The following is a 13,545-nucleotide window of genomic DNA, read 5'->3' on the forward strand; positions in this document are numbered from 1 at the left end:
TTAACGGCGTTGCTCAGGCACCATCCCGAGAGACGTTCTCAGCTGACGGGCCCTTGGGGCCTTCGGTCAGGTCGAACTGGACTCGCTCTCCCTCGGCCAGGGTCCTGAAGCCCTCGCCTTGGATCGCGGAGTAGTGCACGAAGCAGTCCTTCTGACCGCCTTCGGGGGCGATGAAGCCGAATCCCTTGGCGTCGTTGAACCACTTCACTGTTCCGTTCATCCGCATGTTCTGTACCGCTCCTTCGAGTTACTGGGTTTGGCGTGCCGGGGTGGCCGCGCCGGGTTATGAAGCCGTCTCCGCTCGCAGAGCGCTCCCGGTGACGACAGGGAAATCTAACCGAAAACCGGGGTAGCGGTCAACTGCCACCACCCCGGCATACGGTCGAGGTGCGTCCAGCGGGGTGAAGGAACCCGGTCGTTCCATCCGCCGGACTCGATTCCCGTTATAATTTCAGTCCAGCAACCATGAGGACATAGGCATCGTGCGACACGTGACGAGGGGGGCGGCCCTCGCGGCAATTCTGACGGCCGCAAGCGGGGGAATGCGGGCCGGGTCGGCTCAAGACGACGACCGACTAACCGTTCCTGACGGCCGGATCGTCGGTATCGAGGAAGCCGTGCGGATAGCGCTCGACGGAAGTCGCGAGCTCGCGGCGGCACGTTTCGGAATCGCCGAAGCTTCCGGATTCGTCTCGGAGGCGTGGTCCGCCGCGCTTCCAACCGTCGATCTCAACTCGAGCTTCACCCGCAACATCAACGCCGCAGTCAATTTCCTGCCTGCTCGCGTCTTCGATTCGTCGGCAGGGGAGGACGACTACCTGGCCGTCCGCTTCGGCGCCGACAACCAGTGGAGCTCCGGGCTCTCGGTCGAACAGGCGCTCTTTCGTCCCGAGCTGCTCAGCATCGGAGCGGCGTCGCGGCTCGAAGATCTGGAGTACGAGTCGGTCAGAGGTCAGGAGCAGGCAGTGGTCACGCAGGTAAGATTGGCTTATTACGCCCTTCTGCTCGCCGAGGAACGGCTGCGCCTATCCCAGGAATCTCTCGCCCGGGTGGAAGCTTCTCTCGAAGAGACCCAGGCGCGCTTCGAGGCGGGATTCGTCGAGCGGTACGACGTGCTCCGGCTTCAGGTCGAAGTGGCCACGCTGCGTCCTCGGCTCGTGGACGCCGAAAACGAAAGAAACTCCGCAGAGCGAAATCTCGCGGCGGCCATGGACTACGGCTTCGGCGGAGGACTCGGCGTCACCGGATCGCTTTCCGAGATCGACCTGGAAACGCCCCACGCGAACACGCCCGAGAACCGGGCGCTTCTCGAGTTCGCAGGCTCAGAAGCGGGTTCCGAGATCGAGCCTCTTTTCTCCACTTCACGCGAACTGCGCTCCGACCTTCGGCAGCTCGACATCACCGGGGACCTTACGAGAGCCGAGCTCCGACTGGAGAAGCTGAAGTACCTGCCGAGCATCACCATTTTCGGGAATTACGCCGTGAGCGCTCAGGACAACGGCTCCCCGAACTTCTTCGCCCGAGGTGACGGTCAGCGCGCCTGGTCGCAGTTCGCGGGCATTCGCGTGAGCATTCCGGTATTCAGAGGGCTTTCCCGAGACGCGCGCATCGACCAGAAGGCCGCGTTGGTCAGGCAGGCGGACGAGCTTCGCGAGCGGGCGGTCGATGTCGCCCGTCTGGAACTGACCACCCTGCATGAAGACGAGCTCGGAGCCAGATCGAGGGCGATCGGGCAACGCGCCGCAGTCGCTCTGGCCGAACTCGCCTTCGAGATCGCTCAGAACTCCTACGAAGAGGGGGTGGCCGACCGGCTCGATCTGATCGACGCCGAACTGGCGCTCCGGGAGAGCGAAGTGAGCTACGCGGAGGCCGTGCACGACTATCTGGTGGCACGCGCGCAACTCGATCACGCCGCCGGAACCGTGCCCCTGGTAAACGCCGATCCCCTGACATCGAACCGATGACCACCGAAACAGCGAAATGGCTGACGAAGACCTTTCATTCGAAACGAGCTCCGGCCCGATGGACCGCGGTCGCTTGTCTCGCCGCCGGCCTTCTCTCCTGCCGGGGGACTCCTCCTGCGGAAGGGGCGACCGACGGAGCCGCATCGGTCCAGGCCCCGGCCGGACGGGTGATCAACGTCGAGATCACGACGCTCGTCCCCATGGATTTCAGCGAGACGTTCTCCTTCACGGGGGTGGCCGAAGCCAACCGCGACGCCCGGATCTCGGCTGAGGAAGCGGGGCCGGTGCGGGAGCTCTTCGTTTCGGAAGGATCGAGAGTCGAAGCGGGAGACACCCTGCTCAAGATCGACGACCGGGTGTTGGCGTCACAGGTCGAACAGGCCCGGGCGGCGGCTGAGCTGGCCACCGAGACTTGGACGAGAACGGAGCGGCTCTACGAAGAGGAATCGATCGGGAGCGAGCTCGATTACCTGAACGCGAAATTCGCGGCCGAACAGGCCGCCGCGGCCCTGCAGGCGCTCGCGGTACGCTTGGACCGGACCAACCTTCACGCCCCTTTCGCCGGGATCGTGGATGAACTCGACATAGAGCTCGGCGAATCGGTGTCTCCCGGGCAGCCCGTCATACGCCTCGTCGACCTCTCGAGGGTCAAGGTGGTGGCCGGAGTGCCGGAACGCTTCGCCCCTGACGTACGGCCCGGTAGCAGGGCCACCATCACCTTCGACGTCCTTGCTGAACCTTTCGACGCCGCAGTGGTCCGGGTCGGCCAATCGATCGATCCCGGAAACCGCACCTTCGACGTCGAGATGCGACTCGCCAATCGAGACGGACGCATCCGCCCAGAAATGCTGGCCAGGATCGTCCTCGACCGTCGGACAATTCCGAATGCCATCGTCGCGCCCCGGGACGCTGTCCTCAGATCCGAGACGGGGTACATCGCATACGTCGCGGTGTCCGGCGAAGACAGGGGTGAGATCGCGGAAGCTCGGTCGGTGACCGTCGGCCCCTCGAGTGACGTTCATGCGGTGGTCGAATCCGGACTTGCCGAAGGAGACCGGCTCGTGGTGGTCGGCCATCGAGCTCTAGCGGACGGTGACCGAGTGAACGTGGTCGGAGAAAGGGAGTGAAGATGAAGAAAGACACGGGAGGTCACGAGAAGACCGGGAGGAGATCGTTCCGCGAGTTCGCACCCACCGTCTTCGCGGTAAGGCACTCGACCTCGGTTCTGGTCCTGCTGGGTATCATCGTGCTCATGGGCTTCCTCGCCTATCGGGTCACTCCCAAGGAATCGTTTCCCGAGATCGCGGTACCGATCATCGCGGTCAACACGATTTACGCGGGAGCGTCGCCGGCCGACGTCGAGAGCCAGGTCACTCGCATTATCGAGGAAGATCTTTCGACCCTCAGCGAGATCGACGATCTGACCTCGACCTCGGTCGAGGGCTACTCGAGCATAGCCGCCGAGTTCGACCCCTCTGTGGAACTGGAGTACGCCGTTCAGAAGGTCCGGGAAAAGGTCGATCTGGCCAAGCCCGACCTTCCGACCGACGCCGAAGAGCCTTCGATCGTCGAGTTCAGCTTCTCGGAGGTCCCCATTCTCCAGGTGAACCTCTCCGGCAACTACGACCTCGTGCGCCTTAAGGAGATTGCGGAGGACCTGGAGGATCGGCTGGAGACGCTTCCCCAGGTGCTCCGGGTGGATGTGCGAGGCGGGCTGGAGAGGGAGGTCAAGGTGGATGTCGATCTTGCCAGGCTGACCTACTACGAACTCGCTCTGAAGGACGTGATCGACCGGATCGACGAGGAGAACGTCAACTTTCCGGGCGGATCCCTTCCCGTGGGAGCCGACGACTACCTCCTAAGAGTGGACGGCGAATTCGACGATCCCGAACTCATCGAGGACCTCGTTGTCGCCATCGTCGACGGACGTCCGATCTACCTGCGGGACATCGGTTCGGTGGACTTCGGTTTCAGCGAACGGGAGAGCTATGCCCGCCTGGAAGGATCGGAAGTGGTGACCCTCGACGTGATCAAGCGCTCGGGCGCCAACATCATCGAGACGTCGGAGCTCGTCAAGGCCCAGATCGAGGCTATGGAGCCCGGCTTCCCACCCTCCACCAGAGCTGTGATCACCTCGGACCAGTCGTCCGATATCGCTCAAATGGTTTCGAGCCTCGAGAACAACATCGTTTCGGCTCTGATTCTGATAGTCGGAATTCTTCTCTTCTTCCTCGGGGCCCGCACCTCGATCTTCGTCGCGATCTCAATTCCCACCTCCATGTTCCTCTCCTTCATCGTACTTCGGTTGATGGGGCTGACGATGAACATGGTCGTGCTCTTCTCGCTCATCCTGGCCTTGGGAATGCTCGTCGACAACGCGATCGTCGTCGTCGAAAACATCTACCGTTTCCTCGAGGAGGGCTGGTCGAGAAGGAAGGCCGCCATTAAGGGAACGGGCGAGGTCGCCATTCCGATAATCGCGGCGACGGCCACCACTCTGGCCGCCTTCATCCCGCTTCTCTTCTGGTCCGGAATCATCGGCGACTTCATGAGCTATCTTCCGAAGACGCTGATCGTGACGCTGACGAGCTCGCTCTTCGTCGCGCTCTGCATCGTGCCCACGCTGTGCTCGATGTTCATGACCCTGGACGGCGACAGGAGGCCCGGGCTCCGGCCGGCCGGACGCTGGACCCTCATCGGAGCGGGTGCGCTCGTCGTTCTGGCAGTCGCTTCGGCCAACCCTCTCGCCGCAGGACTGCTCGTGGCGACGGTCGTGGGAGTCTGGGGCGGGTACCGGCTGGTGCTCAGGAGGGCGGCCGTGTTCTTCAGGATCCGGGTTCTGGTGCGCGTTCTCGAGATCTACGAACTGGGGCTTCGCTGGTCGCTCTCGCATCGGTTGGCGCTCTTGGGGCTCACCTTGGTCGGGTTCGTAGCGGCCGCAGGGCTCTGGGGCATGTTCAGCAGAGGAGTCGAGCTCTTTCCGGAGTCGATGCCGCCCGCGCAACTGCTCGTTGACGTGAGCGCGCCGGTCGGGACCCGCTTAGAGGTCACGGACTCGCTCAGCAGGGAGGTCGAGAGAGAACTTGCCGACCTCGGCGTGACCGACGCCGAATCGATGGTGGCGGTCGTGGGGAGTTCAGGCGGAGGCGCGGACCCGCTGGGCGGCGGCGGTCCGACGGGACCCGAAGGAGGTCGCGTGACCATCTCGCTGGTCGATTACCAGCTCCGCGAGCGGGACTCCTTCGAGCTCCTGGCCGATCTCCAGACTCGGATCGGCCGCCGGATCGCCGGAGCCGAGATCACCGTGGACAAGGTGGAGGCGGGCCCCGCCCAGGGCGCCCCGGTGAGCATCGAGGTCGTCGGTGACGATCCGGAACTCCTCAAGGCTCTCTCCGACAGCGTGCTCAACGTGCTCGAAGCTTCCTCGGCGTACCCGAAGCTCGTGGGACTCAAGAGCGATCTCGACGAGGCCCGACCACAGCTCTCCATCTCCGTCGACCGTGAATTGGCGGCCATTTTCGGTCTCAACACCACGAAGATCGGACAGGCCATCCGCAGCTCGGTGAACGGAATCGAAGCGGCGAAATTCAGAGCCGGCAACGACGAGTACGACATCGTCGTCCGACTCGACGAATCCTACCGGCAGGACCTCGACGGTCTCCGCGACCTGAGCCTCATGACCGAGGGCGGCGAGCAGATACCTCTGGTGGAAGTCGCGTCCTGGGCGGTGGAGGAAGGAGCCGGATCCATCCGCCGCAGAGACAGGTCGCGCCTGGCCACCATCACCTCCGATGTCGCGGCCGGCTACGCCAACAACGCGGTCCTCGGCGAAGTGCAGGGCGTGCTCGCCGACTTCGAAGCAGGGCTGCCGCCGGGTTACACCATACGGTATACCGGCCAGAACGAGGATCAGGAGGAGGCGTCGGCCTTCCTGCTCACCGCGTTCATGATCGCCTTCCTGCTCATCAGCTTCATTCTCATATCGCAGTTCAACTCGGTGGTGAAGCCCGTCATCATCATGACCTCGGTCTTCATGTCCACCACGGGTGTGCTGATCGGGCTGCTCGTCTTCAACATGCCTTTCGGCATAATCAACACCGGGGTCGGGATCATCTCGCTCGCTGGAATCGTGGTCAACAACGCCATCATCCTGATCGACTATATCGACGTGCTGCGCAACCGGGACGGTATCGATCGTCGCGAGGCGCTGGTGCAGGGAGGCAAGACCCGGTTCCGACCGGTGGTGCTCACCGCGACCACGACCGCGCTCGGGCTGGTTCCGCTCGCGGTCGGCCTCAACTTCGACTTTTTCGGCCTTTACGGCTCCCTTTCCCCGGAGCTCTACTGGGGTGGCGAGCAGGCTGCATGGTGGGGTCCCATGGCGGTCGCCATCATCGCCGGCGTCCTCTTCGCGACCTTCCTCACGCTCGTGCTCGTGCCGGTCATGTACTCGCTGGTCGACGACATGAGCGCTTTCTTCGCCAAGCACTTCTCGACCCGCGGACGCCAGGTGGCGCCGGTGCCGGTCCCGGCGGGCGGAGTCATGCGCTCTCCGAGCTCGGCTCCAGAGGCGTGAGCCCGGACGGCGGAAAGGCCGGCCTGCTGCGGATCGCGTTAGTTCTGGCGGCCTACTGTGTCGCCGCCTTTCTCCTGGTCCTGCCGCTGGCGTCCTTCCTCCGGCGTGCGCTGGTGCTTCCCGAGAGCTTCGACACGCTAGTGGGCTGGGGTCTCGTGGTGGGAGGTGCGGCGGCGGTGCTTTTCGCCTGGCACTATCCCAGGCTGGGCTGGCACGGCGGCGCCGCGCCCGAGGACGAAGCTTCCGGGGAATGAGCGATCGGCCTGCCGGTGAGGGGGCCGGTGCGCACTCGAAGCGCGCACTCGGAACGATCTCGATCCGAGCCCTCCTGCCCGAAGATTGGTCGGAGGTCGCCGACATCTACCGGCAGGGGATCGAGACCGGGGACGCGACGTTCGAGACGGAGGTGCCCGCATGGGAGGAATGGGACCGGTCCAAGGAGCCCCATTCACGCCTGGTTGCAGTGGCCGAGGAACTGACCGGCGGAGATTCGGGTTCAGGCAGGGAAAGGATCGTGGGGTTCGCCGCGCTCTCGCCGGTATCCGGCCGCTGCTGCTACGCAGGGGTCGCGGAGGTCATGGTCTACGTGGGTGCGCCCTGGCGAGGTCGCGGCCTCGGACGAAAACTGCTAAGCTCTCTGATCGAATCCGGTGAGCGTAACGGCATATGGACGATGCTCGCCGGGATATTTCCCGAAAACGCCGCTTCGGTAAGAATTCATGACGCGCTCGGCTTCCGGCTGATCGGAAGCCACCGCCGGATCGGTCGGATGGCCGACGGACGCTGGCGCGACACTCTCCTCCTCGAGCGCAGGAGCGAGCTCGTCGGGGTCGATTCCGGCACCGGCGACACACCGAGCGCGGCGTCGCGCCGCCGTAGCAGGCTTGGCTCAGAGGCTGTCAGGTCACATGCCATGTCGACTGCCCAACGTCGCAGTCTGGTCGACAACCTGGGCGCCGACCGCCTCAAGCGGGGAGCGGCTCTCGCTCCGCTGACCACATTCCGGATCGGCGGACCCGCCGAACTCCTCTACGAAGCGCACACCGCCGAAGAGCTCGCTTCCTCGGTTCTCGCGGCCCGCCGTCTCGGCGCCCCTCACTTCGTCATGGGGCGGGGGGCGAACATCCTGGTGGGTGATCTGGGATTCCGCGGCCTGATCATTCTCAACCGGGTCGCCGGGATCGACTTCCTCGCCGGCGGTCGCGTGCGGGCGGGAGCGGGCGTGGACTCCTTTCCGGACCTCATCAACGCCACCGTCGAGCGTGGATTGGGAGGGCTCCACCACTTCGTGGGCATCCCGAGCAGCATCGGCGGAGCGCTTTGGCAGAACTTGCACTTCCTGGAACCCGAACCGGCTCGCAAACGCACCGTCTTCATCGAAGAAGTGCTGGAAGAGGCGGAGATACTCAGCGAAGAGGGCGAGAGACGAACTGTCCCTGTGGAGTACTTCGAGTTCGGCTACGACCGGAGCATTCTCCACGAGCGCGACGACATCGTCCTCTCGGCCACTTTCCGACTCGCGCCGGCTCCGAAGGTGGAGCTCAGACGGGTGATGCGGGAGAATCTCGAGTGGCGGGACGAGCGCCACCCCGACCTCTGGCTCTATCCGAGCGCCGGCTCCATCTTCAAGAAGATCGAAGGCGTCGGAGCGGGGAGGCTGATCGACGAGTGCGGCCTGAAGGGTCGGGTCGACGGGGCGGCGGCCATCTTCCACAAGCACGCGAACATCATTGTGAACCTGGGAGGCGCGACCGCCGCCGAGGTGCGCCGGCTGATCGACCTGGCCCGCGAAACCGTGGCGCGAGAGCAGGGACATGAGCTTGTCACCGAGATCGACTTCATCGGGGAGTTCTAAACGCTGGAACTCTTCGGTGGGCGGTCCCTCCCCCTCGCCGTAGAAAGCTCGTCGACGACCGTATCCGCACTGGCGTCCTCGCGAGTTGGCCCACGGGGGTGCTAGAGCGCCTCGAAAGCTCTCCGCTGCCGCTCGAGCCGCGCGTCACGCTCCGCTGCAAAACGTCTCATGGCCGAGAAGATCGAATCCGGGTCGAGGCCGGCCTCGGCGATCACATCGTCTTCGGTGCCGCCGGTAAGCCAGCGATCGTCCGCGTCTCCATAAAGTGAGTATTCCTCGGTGAGCGGACCGAGATCGGGAAGCGGCGGCACGCGCTTGGTCATCGTGCTTACAACCATGGAGTCGAAGCGCGACGACGCCGGATAGATCTTCTTACGGTACTCCTCGGGCTGATCCGCGAAGAGCTCCGGGCTGATCACCGATGCCACCCTCACGTTGACCCCCTCGTCCTCGAGACGGTCGAGCGCCCGAACCACGTTCACGGTCGAGCTCGATCCCTGGGCCCACACGGTCCCCATGGGAGGAAGGTCGGGATCGTAGTCTCTGATGAGGTAGATGCCCTTGGCGGACGCGCGCGGATCGGTGTCGGCGAAGCGGCTGCGATCCGCAACGGGCGAGTCGGGACGGGCCACGTGGATGACGATGATGCCGACCTTGGGCTCCTGCACGGCTTTCGCGACCGCAGCGAAATAACCGGGCGCCACGTCGTTGTAGTCCCAGAAGTAGAGGTTGACGACCTGGTCTCTCGGGAAGAGCGTCCACACCTGAGGGGCGAAGATGCCGAAATGGGTCCTCGCATCGGCCGCCGTCTCCGGCCCCGAGTGACCCGCCAGAACGGTCAGCACGCCCAGCCGGAAGGGCGAGTCCTGATTCTGCTGGCTGAAGACTCGCGCCGGCGTGTACATGAGTGGCGTGAAAGCCCCGTAGGTTCCCGAGATGCCCCAGAGTCCGGAGTGAAGATCGGGATCGGCGGATGCGGTCTGGTTCACGACGCCGATCATGGTGGAGGCGTTGACCGCCTCCTGAATGCCCGCCTTCAGCCGTGTCCCCGAGGGGTTGGCGACGGGGTCGTAGTGGCCGAAGAAGTGGGCCTTCTCCACGTTGATCGATCCCGAAAGGTCGGCGGCGACGGTCAGGAATCGGCCTTCGGTCACGTGGTTCATCCACGCTCCGATCTCGCTGATCGCGCGGCGGCTACCCCACTTCCTGCCCGGCGGCATGAAGAGGCTGATCGTCCGCTCCACCTCGCGTCCGGTGGCGGGGTCGGTCGCCCTGACCTCGACCGGCTCCTCGGGCAGTCCCCCCGGGGTCAGCCGTTCGTCGACGAAGGGATCCTTCGTAACGTCGAAACGGAGTTTGGGCGAGCGTTCGAGCCCGTCCGCGATCGAGACGACGCGCTCCGCTATCCACTCGCCCAGTCCGTTCCGGTCCAGGGTGGAAAGAGCGATATCGACGTTGGTCTTGAACTGAACGAGCTTTTCCGCCTCGGTCGACGGTGCCGGATCCCCGAGCCCCTCGAAATCGACTCCGAAGCGCTTCTCGAAGGTGTCGGCGAGCGCCACGAAGTAGGGATCGTTGAGCGCCATGGCGTACGGATGGCTGTCGTAGCTCACCATCTGCGGACCGTAACCGGGAATTCCGCCGTTCTCGGCGGCCGGCCACCATCCCTTGACCGTCGGGCCGATCGCGATGTGCGGGCGCCGATCATCCGCCGGCCAGCGCTCCATCGCGAACATCGCGGCAAGCACTTGGTCGAAATCGCTGCCGTCCTCAAGGCTGAGCACGTTCCATCCGTACGACGACCATTGCTGAGCGAGATCGTAGCCGTCGACGTCGGCGACGACTCCGCCGACGAGTTCGTCGTCGATGCCGGCGTTGTTGTAGGAGAGCAGGATGCGGAGCCGCTTGCCCACCCTCTGCGCCACCGCAGCGGTCTTGAGCTCCTGGGCGTGGCCCTCGGTCATGGCGAACTCGCCTTCGAGCGCGAGAATCTTAAGGCTCTCGGGCGCTCCGGCGTAATCCCAGAAGACCGCCTTGCCTGCAGATGTGGAGATTCCTATCCCCGACGGGCCGCCGTTGACGTCGTTGGTGACGTCGGTGCTTTCGGCGTGGCCCATCAACGGACGGATGCCTCTGATTCCGGCCTCGCGGAAGAGCGGGTGGTCCGCAAGCCCCAGGTCGTCGAGAAGCGTCTTCACCGCCCCTGGACTCCGTCTGAAGCCGAGGCAGTCGACAGGCAGGACGGCGTCCTCGGGATCGAAGCCGTAGCGCGGGTCGCCCGTGGCCCGATGTTGACGACCCAGGGCGGCGTAGAGGATCATCCAGAGGGCGTAGCAGGTGGGAATGCAGTGCCCTCCGGAAAGCATGAAGCGGTCGGCGAACGGGTGCTTGGGTTCCCGGAGATCGTATGAGAGTCCTCCGAGCTCGGGGCCGGCCAGGTGCGCCGCGACGTTGTACGGCGTGTATGCCAAAGGTCCCCCGAAATGACCCGATCCCCGGTAGTTTCCGAGAATGGTCAGTAGCATCGCCGTGAGAAAGGAGACTTCCTCGAACCGCTCCTTGTCGTAGGCGGGGAGGTCCACGGGAAGGGGTCGGTTCCGGTGGTCTCTACCGGCGAACTGAAGCGTCACGGTCTTCACTGGGCGGTCGCTGCGGGTTGGAGGGAGTTTCGGTGCGCCTTAAATTACGGTAGGTTCGCCCGGTAAGATAGCGCATGAGACCGCGTGCATCGTCGGCCTGACGCTCGGCCGCGGAACCCGAGGCAGCCCCCGAACAGGAGGCGCGAACCCTCTTCCTGGACTCAGCGCCGCCGCCGACGTCGACGCTTGCGCCTGAGCAAGGCCAGCGGATCCGGGCCGGGCACCTTGTCGACCGGTTTCGGCGGTCTGATCGGCTTGGGGCTTCCGGGCGGCTTGGGGGCTCCGGTGTCGGGTAGTTTGAAGGGCCATATCCTCATCGTGTCACCTGTGGTTCAGGTTGCGGATCGAGTCGACATTACGAAGGATACTCCCTCCGAGTGCCGTCGCAAGATCGGCGCGCCCGTTACGAAGCATCCCCCACACCGCCGCGGGCGCGTCTCCGCTCGCCGCCTCTAACCTGAAGACCGCTGAACGATCGTCCGCTCGCGCTGCTCACTCGCTGGGCCTCGTCGTCTCCCCACGGAGTGAGGGCACTCGTGCTCAAGGGGGAACACGTCCGTCCGGGAGCCCGTCCCGCGCCTGGAGCCGAACTGGAGATAGCCGTTTTCGCCGACAGGCCGCGAGAGCTTATCGAGAGCGCAAGGGAGCAGCCGGGCGCAGACGTATCGGCGGAGCATCTCTCGCTCGCGGACGAGTCCGATCCGGCGGACCCGCCGGGATCGCACGTGCGGCCGCTCGGGGTCTGCCGCCTCATTTGCGACGGCTGCCCGCCCATCGTCTTTTTCCTCTACGCGACCGACACCCTCCGGGCGCTCGCCCTGCTTCCCTCTCTTCCGCCCTGGCTCGACGCCGGCTACCGGGTCGTCTACGATCCCGACGACCTGACCGGCAAGATGGTACCGCCGTCGGGTCGCGGAGAGTCGACGGCCGATCCCGGCGGCCGATCCTAGCGTCACGCGGACCAAGCTCCGCACGGCATGGCGAACGCCGACACGTCCGCATAGGTTCATAAAAGGGCCAGGGTGACATCCTCCTGGCTTCAGGGTATGGAGCGTCGTTCTCGTTGCACGGACCGCCGATTCACGAGCACCGACATGACCGCGACCCGCTTCGCCACCACCGCACTCTTCGCTGTCTTCGTCCTGACCTGCGACATCACGGAGGTTGAAGGGCCCCCAGCTGACAACCCGGATGCCGAGCCTGAGTTGACGCATGCCGAGCCTGAGTTGACGCCCTGGGAGCCCTGGGATCTTGTCCAGGCTTACCGCCGAATGCTTGGGCTACTTGAGCTGCAGGAACGGGTGAATGCCTACCAGGAGCAGCCGATGTACCGCTACGAGAGCCAGAACACCGAAACGGCACCGGCGGCTTCCCAACTCGCTCCTCAAACCATCGTGGAAAGCGATTCCCCCGGCAGAGCCGACCTTGTGCTCGCCGACGAGCCGCTGATGCGGATCGGCTTGCTCGACGGGCCCGACGAATTCCTCTTCGGCAACATCACCGGTGCCGTCCGCCTCGAGGACGAGAGCGTCGTCGTCGCGGACCAGTCGATCTTCGAGATCCGAAAGTTCGACGCCCGGGGGCGGCACGTGTGGTCGAGCGGGCGGAAAGGCGAGGGACCGGGGGAATACGAGGGGCTCCGGCTGATGCGTGGCTGCCCCGGAGCGGCGGTCACGGCATACGACGGGCAGTTGGACCGAATCACCGAACTTGATTCGGACGGCGTCGTGACCGACACACGGAGGTTCGGCGGGGCCGGCCCGTACGGGGTACCCGCATGCTCGCCGGACGGCCACGTGGTCTTCACTGCCTGGCCGGACACTGAATGGGAGCTCACCCTGGCCGAGGGTACCAGGTACCGGTGGGAAATGTCGCTGACCCTGGAGCGGGACGACAGTGTGGCCACCCTGCGCTCGGGCATCCCCGGGACGGAGCGCTACATCCATACCGAGTATGGTTCCTCCGCTCCGGTGACGTGGGGGAGGGACATGGCCCTCGCGGTCACGGCCACCGGCGTCTGGTACGGATCGGCGGATGACTACGAGCTGGAACACGTCGACTGGACCGGCCGCGTCACGCATGTCGCGAGGTGGGCAGGACCGGACCTCGAGGTCACGAGCGAGCACCTGGATCGCTACCGCGACGCCTACCTGGCCCGGTACGAAACGGCCGAGGAGCGCCGACGTTTCGAGAGGGAAAGGTGGCCGAGCATTCGGGACGACCTGCCGGAGAGCTTTCCCGCCTACGTGTCGGAAGGGCTCCTGTCGCTACCGAACGGCAGCATGCTGGTGGTGCCGCACCCCTGGCGAGAGCTGGGGGGTCGCGACGAGTTCCACCTCCTGGGTGCGGACGGCACATGGCTCCACCGCCTCATGATACCGTCCGGCCGGACGCTCCTCGACGCGGGCCCGGGCTGGGTGTTGCTGCTTGAGAGAGGCGAGTTCGACGAGCAGAGCGTGGCGGTCTACGAGCTGGTGGAGGGTTCGTGATGCGATCGGTTGGGCGAATAGC

9 protein-coding genes and 1 pseudogene are annotated in these 13,545 nt (G+C 64.9%); 8 read left to right on the forward strand and 2 right to left on the reverse strand.

The genetic code is table 11. The features are described 5' to 3' along the window. Window positions 1-13 precede the first annotated feature (13 nt). Window positions 14-220 carry a cold shock domain-containing protein gene (locus J4G12_00955; protein MCE2454377.1) on the reverse strand — a complete coding sequence of 69 codons (207 nt, stop codon included), beginning with the start codon at window positions 218-220 and terminating at the stop codon, window positions 14-16. 262 nt (window positions 221-482) lie between these two features. Between J4G12_00955 and J4G12_00960 the strand changes: the two genes are divergently transcribed. From J4G12_00960 to murB, 6 genes and pseudogenes are all read left to right on the forward strand, one after another. Beyond that, window positions 483-1,964 (forward strand): TolC family protein, encoded by a 1,482-nt coding sequence (locus J4G12_00960; GenBank protein ID MCE2454378.1) that lies wholly within the window; start codon window positions 483-485, stop codon window positions 1,962-1,964. After that, the gene (locus tag J4G12_00965; GenBank protein ID MCE2454379.1) at window positions 1,961-3,091 is read left to right on the forward strand and encodes an efflux RND transporter periplasmic adaptor subunit; all 1,131 of its coding nucleotides are present in this window, start codon (window positions 1,961-1,963) and stop codon (window positions 3,089-3,091) included. Before J4G12_00960 ends, J4G12_00965 begins: the two co-directional genes overlap by 4 nt. A 2-nt stretch (window positions 3,092-3,093) precedes the next feature. Beyond that, the gene (locus J4G12_00970; GenBank protein ID MCE2454380.1) at window positions 3,094-6,540 is read left to right on the forward strand and encodes an efflux RND transporter permease subunit; all 3,447 of its coding nucleotides are present in this window, start codon (window positions 3,094-3,096) and stop codon (window positions 6,538-6,540) included. Further along, the gene (locus J4G12_00975; GenBank protein ID MCE2454381.1) at window positions 6,537-6,794 is read left to right on the forward strand and encodes a hypothetical protein; all 258 of its coding nucleotides are present in this window, start codon (window positions 6,537-6,539) and stop codon (window positions 6,792-6,794) included. The genes J4G12_00970 and J4G12_00975 overlap by 4 nt, the downstream gene beginning before the upstream one ends. Beyond that, a pseudogene (locus tag J4G12_00980) lies at window positions 6,791-7,375 on the forward strand (N-acetyltransferase). Before J4G12_00975 ends, J4G12_00980 begins: the two are co-directional and overlap by 4 nt. Window positions 7,376-7,453: 78 nt before the next feature. Further along, window positions 7,454-8,395, forward strand: coding sequence for a UDP-N-acetylmuramate dehydrogenase (murB, locus tag J4G12_00985; protein MCE2454382.1), 942 nt, complete (start codon window positions 7,454-7,456; stop codon window positions 8,393-8,395). A 101-nt stretch (window positions 8,396-8,496) separates the two neighbouring features. On the opposite strand, the gene J4G12_00990 is transcribed toward murB, so the two are convergent. Further along, window positions 8,497-11,025 (reverse strand): hypothetical protein, encoded by a 2,529-nt coding sequence (locus J4G12_00990; protein ID MCE2454383.1) that lies wholly within the window; start codon window positions 11,023-11,025, stop codon window positions 8,497-8,499. 533 nt (window positions 11,026-11,558) lie between these two features. Between J4G12_00990 and J4G12_00995 the strand changes: the two genes are divergently transcribed. Continuing rightward, window positions 11,559-11,984: a hypothetical protein gene (locus tag J4G12_00995; GenBank protein MCE2454384.1), complete on the forward strand. Its 426-nt coding sequence runs from the start codon at window positions 11,559-11,561 to the stop codon at window positions 11,982-11,984. 144 nt (window positions 11,985-12,128) lie between these two features. Then, a complete protein-coding gene (locus J4G12_01000; GenBank protein ID MCE2454385.1) occupies window positions 12,129-13,523 on the forward strand; it encodes a hypothetical protein in 1,395 nt (464 codons plus the stop codon). Window positions 13,524-13,545: the final 22 nt, after the last annotated feature.

Source organism: Gemmatimonadota bacterium, from assembly GCA_021295815.1.
Taxonomy (GTDB): domain Bacteria; phylum Gemmatimonadota; class Gemmatimonadetes; order Longimicrobiales; family Gaopeijiaceae; genus JAGWBQ01.